The organism is Rhizobium sp. BR 317 (assembly GCF_047445835.1).
GTDB lineage: Bacteria > Pseudomonadota > Alphaproteobacteria > Rhizobiales > Rhizobiaceae > Rhizobium > Rhizobium paranaense.
The window spans coordinates 1-16,004 of sequence record NZ_JARWLB010000015.1; the positions used below are offsets into that span (position 1 = coordinate 1).

Annotated in this window: 12 protein-coding genes and 1 pseudogene; 7 read left to right on the forward strand and 6 right to left on the reverse strand. The window is 60.7% G+C overall.

The features are described 5' to 3' along the window. Positions 1-347, forward strand: a pseudogene (locus QD357_RS21620) (bifunctional methylenetetrahydrofolate dehydrogenase/methenyltetrahydrofolate cyclohydrolase); the annotation flags it as partial. A 65-nt stretch (positions 348-412) separates the two neighbouring features. On the opposite strand, the gene QD357_RS21625 reads toward QD357_RS21620, so the two are convergent. Continuing rightward, on the reverse strand, positions 413-1,438 hold the full coding sequence (locus QD357_RS21625) for a LacI family DNA-binding transcriptional regulator (RefSeq protein WP_414125016.1): 1,026 nt from the start codon (positions 1,436-1,438) through the stop codon (positions 413-415). A 308-nt stretch (positions 1,439-1,746) separates the two neighbouring features. Between QD357_RS21625 and QD357_RS21630 the strand changes: the two genes are divergently transcribed. From QD357_RS21630 to QD357_RS21655, 6 genes are all read left to right on the forward strand, one after another. Then, positions 1,747-3,108, forward strand: a complete 1,362-nt coding sequence (locus QD357_RS21630) for an ABC transporter substrate-binding protein (protein WP_107107057.1) — start codon at positions 1,747-1,749, stop codon at positions 3,106-3,108. 132 nt (positions 3,109-3,240) lie between these two features. After that, a complete protein-coding gene (locus QD357_RS21635; protein WP_107107058.1) occupies positions 3,241-4,257 on the forward strand; it encodes a carbohydrate ABC transporter permease in 1,017 nt (338 codons plus the stop codon). A 1-nt stretch (position 4,258) separates the two neighbouring features. Beyond that, positions 4,259-5,422 carry a carbohydrate ABC transporter permease gene (locus QD357_RS21640; RefSeq protein WP_107107059.1) on the forward strand — a complete coding sequence of 388 codons (1,164 nt, stop codon included), beginning with the start codon at positions 4,259-4,261 and terminating at the stop codon, positions 5,420-5,422. 36 nt (positions 5,423-5,458) lie between these two features. Continuing rightward, positions 5,459-7,111 (forward strand): alpha-glucosidase, encoded by a 1,653-nt coding sequence (locus QD357_RS21645; RefSeq protein WP_107107060.1) that lies wholly within the window; start codon positions 5,459-5,461, stop codon positions 7,109-7,111. A 24-nt stretch (positions 7,112-7,135) separates the two neighbouring features. Beyond that, positions 7,136-8,227: an ABC transporter ATP-binding protein gene (locus QD357_RS21650; protein WP_107107061.1), complete on the forward strand. Its 1,092-nt coding sequence runs from the start codon at positions 7,136-7,138 to the stop codon at positions 8,225-8,227. Between the two features lie 140 nt (positions 8,228-8,367). Continuing rightward, the gene (locus QD357_RS21655) at positions 8,368-8,781 is read left to right on the forward strand and encodes a hypothetical protein (RefSeq protein WP_181316004.1); all 414 of its coding nucleotides are present in this window, start codon (positions 8,368-8,370) and stop codon (positions 8,779-8,781) included. A 66-nt stretch (positions 8,782-8,847) separates the two neighbouring features. Here QD357_RS21655 and edd read toward each other — a convergent pair whose 3' ends face one another. The 5 genes from edd to QD357_RS21680 all read right to left on the reverse strand — a co-directional run bounded on the left by edd (position 8,848) and on the right by QD357_RS21680 (position 15,913). After that, entirely contained in the window at positions 8,848-10,671 is a 1,824-nt protein-coding gene (gene edd, locus QD357_RS21660) for a phosphogluconate dehydratase (RefSeq protein WP_107107063.1), read from the reverse strand. 176 nt (positions 10,672-10,847) lie between these two features. Beyond that, on the reverse strand, positions 10,848-11,546 hold the full coding sequence (gene pgl, locus QD357_RS21665; protein ID WP_107107064.1) for a 6-phosphogluconolactonase: 699 nt from the start codon (positions 11,544-11,546) through the stop codon (positions 10,848-10,850). 15 nt (positions 11,547-11,561) lie between these two features. Next, complete coding sequence (gene zwf / locus QD357_RS21670) at positions 11,562-13,037, reverse strand: glucose-6-phosphate dehydrogenase (RefSeq protein ID WP_107107065.1); 1,476 nt, start codon at positions 13,035-13,037, stop codon at positions 11,562-11,564. A gap of 130 nt (positions 13,038-13,167) precedes the next feature. Then, entirely contained in the window at positions 13,168-14,466 is a 1,299-nt protein-coding gene (locus QD357_RS21675) for an FAD-dependent oxidoreductase (RefSeq protein ID WP_414125017.1), read from the reverse strand. A 10-nt stretch (positions 14,467-14,476) separates the two neighbouring features. Then, complete coding sequence (locus QD357_RS21680) at positions 14,477-15,913, reverse strand: glutamine synthetase family protein (RefSeq protein ID WP_107107067.1); 1,437 nt, start codon at positions 15,911-15,913, stop codon at positions 14,477-14,479. Between the last annotated feature and the right edge of the window lie 91 nt (positions 15,914-16,004).

Below are 16,004 nucleotides of genomic sequence, written 5' to 3' on the forward strand. Positions count from 1 at the left end.
ATGCGACGGTAACGACGGCGCATTCGCGGACGAAGGACTTGGCCACGGTGGCCCGCAACGCCGATATCCTGGTGGCGGCGGTCGGCCGGCCGGAAATGGTGAAGGCGGATTGGGTGAAGCCGGGTGCGACGGTCATCGATGTCGGCATCAACCGCATCGCAGCACCGGAAAGAGGCGAGGGCAAGAGCCGTCTGGTCGGCGATGTCGCCTTTGCGGAAGCCGGCGAAGTTGCCGCCGTCATCACCCCGGTTCCGGGTGGTGTCGGGCCGATGACCATCGCCATGCTGATGGCCAATACCTCGATCGCCGCCCATCGTGCCGCCGGTCAGACGCCGCCGAAATTCTAAAGTCGTCGGCATGATCCCGAAACCGATCAAGCGGTTTCGGAATAGATCGTGCCCATCAGAGCATCTTACTCGGCCGGCGCCACGCCGGTCGAGGCACGCACGATCAGCTCGGCTTTCCAAAGCTCCTGCTCGGGAAATGTCTCGAGCTGTTTGATCTCGCCGATCAGGCGCTCGGCGACGCGCACGCCGGCGGCGCGCAATGACGATCGCGTGGTTGTCAACGGCACGGTGAAATTCTCCGGCTTCAGCAACGTCAGCACATCGTCGTGGGCGATCAGCGAAATATCCTCGCCGAGCTTCAGTTTCGCCTGGTTGATGGCGCGCACTGCGCCGAGCGCCAGCACCGTACTGGAACAGAGGATGGCGGTTGGCCGCTCGTCGAGCTGCAGGATGCGCTCCATGGCGAACAGGCCCTGTTCATCGGTCATCGCCGTGTGGCTGACATAGGCCTCGTCCAGCACCAGGCCGCGTTCGGCAAGTGCCGTGACCACGCCCTTTTTCCGCCGGATGGCGAAATCGAGATAGATCGGACCGTTCAGCAGCGCAAAACGCTTATGGCCAAGCTGTAGCAGCAGCTTTGTGGCGTCGTAGAAGGCGCCCTCGTTGTCGATGTCGAGATAGGGGTAGTCCGGCTCCGTCCCAAAGGATCGTCCATGCACCAGGAAGGGTATGGACAGTGATTTCAGCATTTCGAGGCGCGGATCATGGCCGCGCATATAGGTGATGAACAGGGCGTCGACATTGCCGCTGGCGGCAAGCCGCTTCAGAGCACCGACTTCGTCGTTCGGATCGGCCGGCGTCAGGACGAAATGGAAATCATGCCGCAATGCCTCTTCGCCGAGGCCGGTCAGGAATTCGCTGAAATGCAGGTCGGACGGATGGCCAGCGGCCATCGGCATCACCAGGCCAATTGAGCCGGCCTTGCCGGTCGCCAGCCGTTGCGCGGCCTTGTTCGGCCGATAACCGGTTTCCCGAACCGCTTTGAGCACGCGCTCGCGCGTTTCGCGATTGACCTCCGGATATCCGTTCAAGGCACGGCTGACTGTGGTCTGCGACAGGCCTAACATTTGCGATAGCTGCTTCAGATTCACGTGTCTCTGCTCCTCCATATGCCCATTTCCAATGGTCGCAAAGGCTCCTCCTGCCATGCGACTGATTTCCAAAGCGCTTTAGACTATGTAGCAGGCGAGCCATTCGAAACAAGACAATTTGCGAAATATTGGTGTCATTCCATGCTGCATCGCGAGATTTCGGTGTATATTAGCCGAATTCACAAATTCGCTTGACTTTGCTCTGCCCGCAATGGAATGAGTGAGTAGCCAAAGCGCTTTGAGAAATGAGCGCGCAACACGCGCAACGTGTTCGGGCTCGTGGGATTTGTATTTGGGAGGACAACCACATGAAGAAATTGTTTTTGATGACCGTTGCCGTTGCGGCCCTGGCCGCTGGTACGGCGATGGCTGCAGATTTGAAGTTCCAGCCCGGCCAGGATTCCAAGTTCAACTGGAAGAGCTATGACGACTTCAAGGCCGCTCATGCGGACTTGAAAGGTGAAACGATGACGATCTTCGGCCCATGGCGCGGCGAAGACGAAGCACTGTTCACGAGCGTCCTGAACTATTTCACCGAGGCGACCGGGGTCAACGCGAAGTATTCGTCCTCGGAAAACTATGAGCAGCAGATCGTCATCGACACCCAGGCCGGCTCGCCGCCGAACGTCGCGATCCTGCCGCAGCCTGGCCTCCTCGCCAACCTCGCCAGCAAGGGCTATCTGACGCCCCTCGGCGACGATCTCGCAAGCTGGGTGAAAACCAACTACGGCGCCGGCGATAGCTGGGTTGGCTACGGTACCTATAAGGGCAAGGACGGCAAGGACGCCTTCTATGCCTTCCCGTACAAGGCCGACCTGAAGTCGCTCGTCTGGTACGTGCCGGAAAATTTCGAGGAAGCCGGCTATAAGGTCCCCACCACCATGGAAGACCTGATCAAGCTTTCCGATCAGATCGTCAAGGACGGCGGCACCCCCTGGTGCATCGGTCTCGGTTCGGGCGGCGCCACCGGCTGGCCAGCGACCGACTGGGTCGAAGACCTTATGCTGCGCACCGTTGCGCCGAAGGACTATGACGGCTGGGTCGACAACAGCCTGAAGTTCAACGACCCCAAGGTCGTCAACGCCATCGAGGAATTCGGCAAGTTCTCTAAGAATCCCAAATATGTCGATGGTGGTGTCGCCGCCGTGGCGTCAACCGACTTCCGCGACAGCCCGAAGGGCCTCTTTGCGGTTCCGCCCAAGTGCTACATGCACAAGCAGGCTTCCTTCATCCCGTCCTTCTTCCCGGAGGGCACGAAGCTCGGCCAGGATGCCGACTTCTTCTACTTCCCGCCCTATGCGTCGCATCCGGAACTTGGTAAGCCAGTTCTCGGCGCCGGCACGCTAGCAGCGATCACCAAGGACTCGAAGGCCGCTCGTGCCTTCATCGCGTTCTTGCAGACGCCCATCGCCCAGGAAGTCTGGATGGCGCAGTCCGGCTTCCTGACCCCCTATAAGGGCGTCAACACCGCAGCTTACGCCAACGATACGCTGAGGAAAGAAGGCGAAATCCTGACGAGCGCTACCACCTACCGTTTCGACGGTTCCGACCTGATGCCGGGCAAGATCGGCGCAGGTGCATTCTGGACCGGCATGGTGGACTTCGTCGGCGGCAAGTCCGCTCAGGACTCCGCTGATGCAATCCAGAAGGCATGGGACTCCATCAAGTAATCACAACATCGCAGAAGGGCGCCGCCGGTATCTGCCGGCGCCGCCACTCTACCCTGTCGCAGCCGACGCCTTGGGGGGTGCCGACGGCGCCGGACAGGTGGCTTGATGCAAGCAATTATTCGGGAGGGAAGGATGATTTCGCAGATACTGACGGCGATTGGAGCCATGATATTCGGCGTTGCCGTTTGCGCCGCCTACTTTCTGTTTTCCAACAAGCTGCTAGACCTGATTTTTCCGGCGAAAGAAGGTGACGATGTTCACCGCGCCGCGGTCAATCTGCGTCGCCGCAGCCTCATCCGCCCCTGGCTTTTCCTCGGACCGGCACTTTTCCTCCTCGCCGTCTACCTGATGTATCCGGTTGTAGCGACGCTCATCCTGTCCTTCTACGGTCCTGACGGCAATCAATTCGTTGGCGGCGCCAATTATGTCTGGGCCTTCAACGACACCGAATTCCGCCAGTCGATCTTCAACAACATCCTCTGGCTCGCCGTCGTGCCGGCGGCTTGCACCTTCTTCGGCCTCGTCATCGCCGTCATGACCGACCGCATCTGGTGGGGTAACATCGCCAAGGCGGTGATCTTCATGCCGATGGCGATCTCCTTTGTCGGCGCATCGGTCATCTGGAAATTCATCTACGAATATCGCGGCGGCAACGACACGCAGATTGGTTTGCTGAATGCCGTCGTGCAGCTCTTCGGCGGTACGCCGGCAGTCTGGATCACCATCCCCTTCTGGAACAATTTCTTCCTGATGGTCATGCTGATCTGGATTCAGACCGGCTTTGCCATGGTCATCCTGTCGGCCGCCCTTCGTGGTATTCCGGAAGAGACGATCGAAGCCGCGGTTATCGACGGCGCTAATGGCTGGCAGATCTTCTGGAAGATCATGGTGCCGCAGGTCTGGGGCACGATCGCGACGGTCTGGACGACCATCACCATCCTCGTCCTCAAGGTGTTCGATATCGTGCTCACCATGACCAACGGTCAGTGGAACACGATGGTCCTTGCAAATCTGATGTTCAACTGGCTGTTCCGCGGCGGCGGCGATTCCGGCCGAAGTGCCGTCATCGCGCTTGTCATCATGGTCGCCGTCACGCCGATCATGATCTGGAACATCCGTCGTGCAAACGCAGAAACGAAGGGTCGCTGATATGCTCGGAAATCTCGGCCGCATCGGCCCCGCCCGCCTCTTCGTCCATTTCGCGGTTGTGCTCATCGTCGTCATCTGGCTGCTGCCGACGCTCGGCATCTTCATCACGGCGCTGCGCGACAAGGATCAGATCGTCGTCTCCGGGTGGTGGACGGCCTTTGCCGGCTCGACGCGGACGACGGCCGTGCGCCTCGCCGGCACCGACAAGGCAACGCAGGACGGTCCCAATTACGTGATCACCGGCAATGTATCCGGCGACGGCAACGGCGGTAATGGCAAGATCCAATCCTTCGGCCTGCGCGTGCAGGACCCGGCAGCCTTCAAGGCGGGTGCGCCTGCCGATATTGGCAATGGCGAGACGCTCACAGTCAATGCCGACGGCCGCTACCGCTATCAGAAGAATGCCGCTTTCGACGCGGATACGCGCGGCAAGCGCATCTATCTGACCATCGCCACCCCGCCGCAATTCACCCTGCAGAATTATCGCACCGTTCTGACGGGCGAGGGCATCGGTCAGTCCTTCATCAACTCGCTGACCGTTACCATTCCGGCGACAATCATCCCGATCCTGATCGCGGCTTTCGCGGCCTATGCGCTTGCCTGGATGGAGTTTCCCGGCCGCGCACTCCTGATCGCGCTGGTCGTCGGCCTCATCGTCGTGCCGCTGCAGATGTCGCTGATCCCGCTGTTGCGCATCTACAATGAGATCGGGCAGATATTCGGCGTGCCGTCGAAGACCTATCCCGGCATCTGGATGGCGCATACCGCCTTCGGCCTGCCGCTCGCCATCTATCTGCTGCGCAATTACATTGCCGGCCTGCCGAAGGAAATCATCGAGTCCGCCCGCGTCGACGGCGCCAGCGACTTCGATATTTTCGTCAAGATCATCCTGCCCTTGTCTTTCCCGGCGCTCGCTTCGTTCGCGATCTTCCAGTTCCTTTGGGTCTGGAACGACCTTCTGATCGCCATGGTGTTCCTCGGCACCGACAAGGATCATCTGGTGCTGACGGCAGCCCTGAACGCTCTGCTCGGCTCGCGCGGCGGCAATTGGGAAATCCTCACGGCCTCCGCCTTCGTCACCATTATTATTCCGCTCCTCGTCTTCTTCGGTCTGCAGCGCTATCTCGTGCGCGGTCTGCTCGCCGGGTCGGTGAAGGGGGGCTGACCGAAGACCTTTCTACTCATACAGGACCTACGCAGAATGAGCATTGCCTCTCAATCGATTTCGACGGTGGACAAAGACTGGTGGCGCGGAGCGGTGATCTATCAGATCTACCCGCGCTCCTATCAGGACTCCAACGGCGATGGCATCGGCGATCTGAAGGGGATCGCCGTCCGCCTGCCACACGTTGCCTCCCTGGGCGTCGACGCGATCTGGATTTCGCCGTTCTTCACCTCCCCCATGCGTGATTTCGGCTATGACGTCTCCAACTATGAGGATGTCGATCCGATCTTCGGTACGCTTGCCGATTTCGATGTGATGGTGGCTGAAGCGCATCGCTTGGGCATCAAGGTGATGATCGATTTGGTGCTGTCGCACAGTTCCGACCGCCATCCCTGGTTTGTCGAAAGCCGGTCGAGCAAGGACAATCTCAAGGCCGACTGGTATGTCTGGGCCGATGCCAAGCCGGACGGCACGCCGCCCAACAACTGGCTGTCGATCTTTGGCGGTTCCGCCTGGGCCTGGGATCCGACCCGCATGCAATATTACATGCATAACTTCCTGATCTCGCAGCCCGACCTCAACCTGCATAATCCCGAGGTTCAGGACCGGCTGCTGGATGTCGTGCGCTTCTGGCTCGATCGCGGCGTCGACGGCTTCCGCCTCGATACCATCAACTTCTATTTCCACGACCGGGAACTGCGCGACAACCCCGCGCTGGAGCCGTCGCGCCGCAATGCTTCCACCGCCCCGGCGGTCAATCCCTATAACTTCCAGGAGCATCTCTACGACAAGAACCGCCCGGAGAACCTGAAGTTCCTGCAGCGTTTCCGCGCCGTGCTCGACGAATATCCGGCGATCGCCGCCGTCGGCGAAGTCGGCGACAGCCAGCGCGGGCTCGAAATCGTCGGCGAATACACCTCCGGCGGCGACAAGATGCACATGTGCTACGCCTTCGAGTTCCTGGCGCCGGACCCGCTGTCGCCGGATCGCGTGGAAGACGTCATGAAGGATTTTGCTGTTGCCGCGCCGGAAGGCTGGGCCTGCTGGGCATTTTCAAACCATGACGTCGTGCGCCATGTCAGCCGCTGGGGCAGCCTGGTTGCCGATCGCGATGCGCTTGCCAAGCAATATGCGGCCCTGATCCTGACACTGCGCGGCTCGGTCTGCCTCTATCAGGGCGAAGAGCTTGGCCTGACGGAAGCCGATCTCGCCTATCAGGATCTGCAGGACCCTTACGGCATCCAGTTCTGGCCGGAATTCAAGGGGCGCGATGGCTGCCGCACGCCGATGGTCTGGGACAGCCAGGTCACCCAGGGTGGTTTCTCGACCGTGAAACCCTGGCTTCCGGTGCCGGTAGAGCATATCCTGCGCGCCGTCAGCGTGCAGAATGGAGATGAGAATTCGGTGCTGGAGCAATATCGCCGCTTCCTCACCTTCCGTAAGCAGCACCCGGCCTTCGCCAAGGGCGAGATTGCGTTTACGGAACCGCAGGGCGACGTGCTGCTTTATACGCGTCACTATGGCAGCGAAACCATTCTCTGCGTGTTCAACATGAGCGCGACGGAGACGACGGCAACCCTGCCCGAGGGGAGTTGGCAGGCACTGGCCGGTCACGGTTTTGCAAGCAATAACTATGGCAACAAGATCGATATTCCGGCTTGGGGCGCTTACTTCGCGCGTCTGGCCTGAGTGTTTGGGAGGAGGAGAGCATAGATGACAGGGCTTGTTCTAAAGGACATCCGAAAATCATACGGGAATGTGCATGTTCTGCATGGCATCGATCTGGATATCCAAGAGGGCGAATTCATCGTCTTCGTCGGCCCGTCCGGATGCGGCAAATCCACATTGCTGCGTATGATCGCCGGGCTTGAGAGCATCACCTCCGGCGACATGCTCATCGCAGGGCAAAAGGTCAACGAGGTGCCGCCGTCAAGACGTGGCATCGCGATGGTCTTCCAGTCCTATGCTCTCTATCCACACATGACGGTCTTCGACAACATGGCTTTCGGCATGCGCATTGCCGGGGAAAGCAAGCAGGAGATCGACCGCCGCGTTCGCGCTGCCGCAGCGAGCCTTCAGCTCACGCAATATCTTGAGCGTCTCCCCAAGGCCCTTTCGGGCGGTCAGCGCCAGCGTGTTGCAATCGGCCGCGCCATCTGCCGCAACCCCAAGGTCTTTCTGTTCGACGAGCCGCTATCGAACCTCGACGCCGCGCTGCGCGTCGCGACACGTATCGAGATCGCCAAACTCAGCGACTCCATGCCCGAGACGACGATGATCTACGTTACCCACGACCAGGTGGAAGCCATGACCTTGGCGGACCGCATCGTCGTCTTGTCGGCCGGTCGCGTGGAGCAGGTGGGCGCGCCGCTCGAACTCTATGAACACCCGGCCAACCTCTTCGTGGCGAAGTTCATCGGCTCGCCGGCCATGAACATCATCCCGGCGACGGTCACCGGAACCGGCGCAACGACGACGGTGACGCTGACGGGCGGCAAGACGGTGATGCTCGACATTGCGACGGCGGCATCCGAGCAAGGCAAGACCGCAAGCTTCGGCGTTCGCCCGGAAGACCTGCGGATCGCGACTGACGAGAACTACCTCTTCGAGGGCGAGGTCTCCATCGTCGAAGCCCTGGGCGAGGTTACGCAACTTTATATCGAGGGCCTGGTGGATGGTGAGCCGATCATCGTCAAGATACCGGGCATCGCAGACGTTAAGCGCGGGCAGAAGATGCGCTTTGCGGCCGATAGGCAGAAGCTGCATCTCTTCGATGCTGATGGCCACACCTATCGTAAGCAATAAGGCATCCTCCCAAGGGTGCGGGAGCGCTAGTCCAAGTGTAGAAATACAATAAAATGCAACTTGGTCTAGCGCTTCCAAACCTTCTGTTAAATACCCGCTGATAGCCTGAGGTTCGTAATATACTTCAGGGATTTACGATAATGGCAGCTTCCGGCACCGCTAACCCAGGCCAACATTTCCTCAACAAGGAAGAGTCCTTCATGTACGACCGCGAGGTGCGGTATCGGATGGAGGACACGATGAACGCCGCGCGGATCGAATATACCGAAAAAGGCGTCATGAACCTGGCGTCGCGCCGCTGCGATATCATCCGCATCTCGCAGAGCAGCGCAGTCCTGGCGATCCTCACACAATATAATCTGCCAAAGCAGTTCTATCTCGACATCCCCGATGCCCGCATCACCAAGGTCGGTTGCATCCTGATGAAGGTTTATCCCAACAACACCATCGAGGTCCGTTTCCTGCGCCTGTTGTCGGAAAAGGAAATGAACAAGATCTTCGTCTACAGCACCCATCCGTCGCATCGCGACCGCGTGCTCGATATCCGCGCTTAATTTCGACCGAAAAAAAGAGCCCGCGCGGCAGATGCTGCGCGGGCTCTTTTTGGGGCTGTTATTGTCTCAATGACGGAACAGGACGCTGGCGCCCTGATCGGCCGGGCCGGCGGCGCGGCGGAAGGGGGCGAAGAGGTCGCGGCCCATGCCGAATTCATTCTCGGAGAGATCGGCAACGACGGGCTCGCGTTCGGCCATGTCGGCGGCGTCGACCAGCACCTCCAGCGTACCGGCAATCGCATCGATGCGGATGATGTCGCCTTCCTTGATGCGGGCAATCGGTCCGCCCTCGACGGCTTCGGGGGTGACGTGAATGGCGGCCGGGACCTTGCCGGACGCGCCGGACATGCGCCCATCGGTCAGCAGCGCCACGCGGAAACCGCGATCCTGCAGCACGCCGAGTGCGGGCGTCAGCTTGTGCAGCTCCGGCATGCCGTTCGCCTTCGGTCCCTGGAAGCGGACGACGGCGACGAAATCGCGGTTCAGCTTACCGTCCTTGAAGGCCTGCTGCATTTCGAGCTGGTCGTGGAAGATGACGGCCGGCGCTTCGACGATATGGCGCTCCGGCTTGACGGCGGAAATCTTGATGACCGCCTTGCCGATATTGCCGCGCAGCATCTTCAGGCCGCCATTGCCCTGGAAGGGCGTCTCGATGCTTGCCAGGACCTTCGGATCGCCACTCTTTTCCGGTGCCGGTTCACGGACGACGCCGCCATCGGCGCCGATCTTCACCTCGATCGAATAGGCGGAAAGCCCCTGGCCGGCGACGGTGCGGACATCGTCGTGCAGCAGCCCCTTCTTCAGAAGCTCCTTGATCAGGAAGCCCATGCCGCCGGCGGCATGGAAGTGGTTCACGTCGGCAAGCCCGTTCGGATAGACGCGGGCGAGCAGGGGGATGATGTCCGAAAGCTCGGAAATGTCCTGCCAGGTCAGCATGATGCCGGCTGCCCGCGCCATGGCGACGAGGTGCATCGTGTGATTGGTCGAGCCGCCAGTCGCATGCAGGCCGACGACGCCGTTGACGATCGAGCGCTCGTCGATCATCTCGCCGGCAGGCGTGAATTCGTTGCCCATGGCGGTAATGGCGAGCGCGCGCTTGGTGGCTTCGCGCGTCAGCGCTTCGCGCAGCGGCGTGCCGGGATTGACGAAGGAGGCGCCAGGCATATGGAAGCCCATGATCTCCATCAGCATCTGGTTGGAATTGGCCGTGCCGTAGAAGGTGCAGGTGCCGGGGCCGTGATAGGACTTCGATTCCGCTTCAAGAAGCTCGGCGCGGCCGACCTTGCCTTCGGCATAGAGCTGGCGCACGCGGGACTTCTCGTCGTTCGGCAGGCCCGAGGTCATCGGCCCGGCCGGAATGAAGACGGCCGGCAGATGGCCGAAGGAGAGAGCGGCGATGACGAGGCCGGGCACGATCTTGTCGCAGACGCCGAGGAAGACGGCCGCATCGAACATATTGTGCGACAGGCCGACACCGGCCGACATGGCGATCAGGTCGCGCGAGAAGAGCGAGAGTTCCATGCCGGGCTGGCCCTGCGTGACGCCGTCGCACATGGCCGGCACGCCGCCGGCAACCTGGGCGATGCCGCCTGCCTCTGCGGCCGCCTCGCGGATGATCGCGGGATAGGTCTCGAAGGGCTGATGCGCCGAGAGCATGTCGTTATAAGACGTGATGATCCCGAGATTGGGCACGCGGTCGCCCGCCAATGCCTCTTTCTCGGTGGGGGAACAGACGGCAAAGCCATGCGCGAGGTTGGCGCAGCCGAGCACGGCGCGCTGTGCGCCCACTGTTGCGGCATTGCGCAGGCGGTCCAGATAGCGCTCGCGTGTTGGCTTCGAGCGCTCGATGATGCGTGTAGTGATCGCGGAAATGCGGGCGTCAGCGGCCATGGTCGATCTGCCTCCGTCTGTTGCGCGGTGCCCTGAAGATCGCTTCGATCTGTCTTGGTGGAGGGCGTGGCGCGAGGTTCAAAAGTCAATGCTTTGCCGGTGCGCCCTTACGGGCACATGGCGCAGCACATGTTGCTGTGTCTTTCAGGGTTCGATGACGAGGCCTGTCGGCCGTATCAGGGAGCCCAATAAATCTCGACCGGAGAGGCAGCCCGGCGCAGAACGGCGCGGATGGGCATCTCGGTCTCTTCGCCCGGCGCTTCCGCTTTGGCGAGAACGCCTTTCTTGCCTTCTCCCTCGATATGGAGCACCAGCAATCTGGCATCCTGAAGGCTGGAGAAGGTGAAGGTCAGCCGGGGTTCGCCGGCTCCTTCGGCTTCCATCGTAATGATGCCGCGCGGGCTCTTCGCATCGAGCGCCGCTACGAGATTGCTCCCGCCCGGAAAAAACGAAGCCGTGTGGCCATCATTGCCCATGCCGAGGATGGCGACGTCAAAGGGAAAGCCGATGCACTTGGTCTTTTCCGTGGCGATGACGGCGGCTTCCTCGACGGAAGGCACGTCCTGGTAAAGCGGAAAGAACTGTGCCGCCGCCGCCTTGTCCTTCAGCAGGTTTTCCTGAACGAGCAGGTGGTTCGAGCGCGGATTGTCAGCCGGCACGAACCGTTCGTCGACAAGGGTAATCGTCACCTTGCTCCAATCGAGCGAACGCGATGACAGCGTTTGAAAGAAGACCTTCGGCGTCGAACCGCCGGAGACCGCAATGCTTGCCGAGCCGCGGGCGGCGATGGCGGCCGAGAGAACCTCGACCACCTTGTCCGCGAGCTTGCCGGCGAGTTCGGCGCCATTGGCGAAAGCATGCATGTTCGCTGTCATCGTCCTCGTCCCAGGTTAGATATCGTCATGCCAGGTGCGGCCGTCACGCTCGATCAGAGCGATGGCCTGGCTCGGACCCCAAGTGCCGGCGGTATAACCCTGCACCGGCTGACTGGTGGCTTCCCAGCCCTTGAGGATCGGATCGACCCATTCCCATGCGGCTTCCACTTCGTCGCGGCGCATGAACAGCGTCTGGTTGGAACGGACGACGTCCATCAGCAGGCGTTCATAGGCGTCCGGGTTACGGACATTGAATGCCGAAGCGAAGCTCATGTCGAGCGAGACATTGCGCAGGCGCATGCCACCCGGACCCGGGTCCTTGATCATCAGCGACTGCTTGACGCCTTCGTCCGGCTGCAGGCGGATGATCAATTGGTTGGCGACGATGCGGCCGGCGGCCTGATCGAAAATGTTGTGCGGGATCGGCTTGAAGGTAATGACGATTTCCGACATGCGGCCAGCAAGACGTTTGCCGGTGCGGATGTAGAAGGGAACGCCGGCCCAGCGCCAGTTGCCGATTTCGGCCTTGATGGCGACGAAGGTTTCGGTGTTGGAAACGCCGCCTTCCAGCTCGTCGAGATAGCCCTTGACTGGGCCGCCTGCCGAAGCGCCGGCGCGATACTGGCCGCGAACCGTCGCCTGCTCGACATTGGAAGCGTCGATCGGCTTCAGGGCGCGCAGAACCTTCAGCTTTTCGTCGCGAACGGCTTCGGAGTCCATCGAGGACGGAATTTCCATCGCGGTCAAGCAGAGGAGCTGCAGGATGTGGTTCTGCACCATGTCGCGCAGCGCGCCGGCCGTGTCGTAGTAGCCGGCGCGCCCTTCGAGGCCGACCGCTTCCGCAACCGTGATCTGCACATGGTCGATGTGGTTGGCGTTCCACAGCGGCTCATAAAGCGCGTTGGCAAAGCGCAGCGCCATCAGGTTTTGCACCGTTTCCTTGCCGAGATAGTGGTCGATGCGGAAGATCTGCTCTTCCCTGAAGACCTTGCCGATCGTGTCGTTGAGCTGCAGGGCGGAAGCGAGATCGCGACCGATCGGCTTTTCGACGACGATGCGGGTCTGCTTGGTGATTAGCTTGTGCTCGTGAATCTTCTGCGAGATGTCGCCGAAAATGCCGGGAGCGACGGCGAGATAGAAAGCGCGGACGCGGTCCTTGCTTTCGTCCAGAAGCTTCTTGAGATGATCCCAGCCAGCATCGCTGCGCGCATCGACCGGCACGTAGAACAGGCGCGCGCAGAATTTCTTCACTTCCGCATCGTCGTATTCACCCTTTTTCAGGTGCTCTTTCAGCGCCGCTTCGGCGAATTTGCGGTATTCTTCATGCGACAGCGCGCTGCGCGATGCGCCGATGATACGAGTCGGCTCGGAAAACTGGCCTTCGATTTGACGGTGATAAAGGGCAGGCAGGAGTTTGCGCTCAGCAAGATCGCCGCTGCCGCCGAAAACGACATAGTCAAATGGTTCAACGGGAATGATTTGGCTGCTCATGAGGGATCTCTCAATCGGTCTTGGTTGAGGCCCCTTTTAATCTAATCGATTTAAAAAGGCCAGTGTGCATCGCAAAATTCAGACTCGGCTTTTTAGAGCGGATTGCCGAAAGAGGAAATCCGCTCCGGATCTAAAACCTGTCGCGCAACGCAAACCACGAGAGCGCCAGGAACAGGAGAGGCGCCCGCATGCGGGCACCGCCGGGAAAGGGCGGGATGTTCAACGCCTTGAAAAGCGCAAGGTCGTCGGCGTTCCCGAGAACCGTTTTCGCATAGAGTTTACCGCAATAATTTGACAGCATGACTCCGTGTCCGGAATAGCCGCCGATGGACGTGACGCCTGGCATGACGTCGCGCACGAAAGGCTGGCGCGGCATGGTGATGCCGACAGATCCGCCCCAGGCATGGGTGATGTTGATATTGCCGAGGGCAGGGTAGATTTCGGCGATCTGGCGGCGGATGTGCTGCGTTATGTCGCGCKGGTTATCTGCGGTATAGGCCTCGCGCCCGCCGAACAGCAGACGCCCATCCTTCGACTTGCGGAAATAACGCACCACGAATCGCGAATCCGCCACTGCTTCGCCGCCGGGCAGGACATCGGGAAATTTGTCGAGCGGCTCGGTAGCGCCGATGAAAGAGCGAATCGGCATCACATGGCTTGCGGTCACCGGCTCCAGATTGCCGATATAGCCGTTGCAGGCAATCAGCACGCGGTCGGCGGTGATCGTGCCGCTGTCGGTCTCGATCAGCGTCTTGCCGCCGGATTGCCGGATCGCCTTCGCCGGCGTCATTTCGAAGAGCGAAGCACCGGCGGCCTGCGCTACCCGCGCGAGGCCGATCAGAAGCTTCAGCGGATGGATATGGCCCGTGCCCATATCCCTGACGCCATAGAGATAGAGCTTTGAGCCGAGCCGCTCCTGGGTTTCGGCCTGATCCATGAAGCTCACATGCGGATAGCCATAGCGCGTCGCGGCGATTTCGGCGTTCTCCATATAGGCGCGCTTGTAGCTCCGCTTGTGGGTGACATTCATCTGGCCGGGCATGAAGTCGATGTCGATGCCCTGCTCGGCGGCAAAGTCGAGAAGATGGCGCTTGGCGTCCTCGGCAAGATCGAACAGTGCCTTTGAACGCTCGTAGCCGATCTTCTCTTCGAGCTCCTCGGGCCAGGAGCGTTGGCCGGTGCCGAGCTGGCCGCCATTGCGGCCGGATGCGCCGTCGCCGAAGCGGTTGGCATCGATCAGCACCACATCGACGCCGCCCTTGGCAAGATTGTAGGCTGCCTGCAGGCCGGTGTAGCCGCCGCCGATGATCGCAACGTCTGCGCGCCGGGAGCCGTCGAGCTTTGGATAGGCCGGGCGAGGGCCGACGGTTGCCTGATACCAGGAAAGCCCAGGCGCTATCGGGCTCTGCCACGCTTCCTGCAATGTCATGGGCGCCCCCTCACACGTTCAGCAGAAGGAATTCACGCTCCCAGGGGCTGATCACCTGCATGAAGGTTTCGAATTCGCCGCGTTTGACGCCGACATAGAGGTCGATGAAGTCCTTGCCCAGCACCTCTTCGAAAGCTGGTTCGTCCTCCAGCAGTGCGATGGCCTCCAGAAGTCCGCGCGGCAGGTCGATCGAACCCTCATTGGCGGAATCTTCGGTCGGTGCGGTCGGCTCCACCTTCTTCATGATGCCGAGCAAGCCGGAGGCGAGCGAGGCCGCGAGCGCCAGATAGGGATTGGCGTCCGAGCTCGGCAACCGGTTCTCGACGCGGCGGGCCTGCGGATCGGAGACCGGCACGCGGAACGCCGTTGTGCGGTTGTCGTAGCCCCAGGCGTTGTTGACTGGGCAGGACATGTTGGGCGCCAGGCGTCGATAGGAGTTCACATAGGGCGCAAGCATCGCCAGCGCATTCGGCACGTAGCGCTGCATGCCGCCGATGAAGTGGAAGAATTCCGGCGAAGGACTGCCGTCCGGATTGGTGAAAACATTCTTGCCGGTCACGATATCGACCACGGATTGGTGGATATGCATCGCCGAGCCCGGCTGGCTCTGGATCGGCTTGGCCATGAAGGTGGCATAGATGCCGTGCTTCATCGCCGCTTCGCGAATGGTGCGCTTGAACATGAACACCTGGTCGGCAAGCTCGATCGGATCGCCATGACGCAGGTTGATTTCGAGCTGTGCCGGACCCTCTTCATGGATCAGCGTATCGATCTCCAGGCCCTGCTTCTCCGAGAAGTGATAGATGTCGTCGATCAATTCGTCGAATTCGTTGATGCCAGCGATCGAATAACCCTGGCCGCCGAGGATCGAGCGGCCCGAACGGCCCTTCGGCGGATGCAGCGGATAGTCCGGATCGTCGTTCTTGGCGACGAGGTAGAATTCGATTTCCGGCGCCACGACCGGCTTCCAGCCACGCTCGCGGTAGAGGCTCATGATGCGCTTCAATACATTGCGCGGTGTGTAGGAGACTTCCTCGCCATCGGAATTGACGATATCGCAGATCACCTGCGCCGTCGGATCGCTCTCCCAGGGCACCACCGAGAGCGTCGAAAGATCGGGCACCAGCTTCAGGTCGCTGTCGCGCGGCTCATAGCGGAAGCTTTCGGTCTCCTCGGGATATTCGCCCGAAATCGTGTGGCGATAGATCGCCGAGGGCAGGGCCAGCGAGGTGTTGGAGGTGAATTTCGAGGTGGGCATCATCTTGCCGCGCGGCACGCCCGCAAGGTCCGGCGTAATGCACTCTATGTCTTCGATCCCGCGTGCCCGCAGCCATTGAGCCGCTTCCTTCCAATTTGCAACGCCGCGCGCCGATCGTAAGCTGGGGGGAACTGTTGCGACTTTCGAGACCTGCAAGGAAGCTTTCAGCGGGGTCTTTTTCGCGGCCATAAAACACCGTATTTGCGTTGATCGGTGATTGCATCATAACGGCAGTTTGCCAATTGGCGAGGGGGAAACCGCTCGGACTTTCGCCATATGA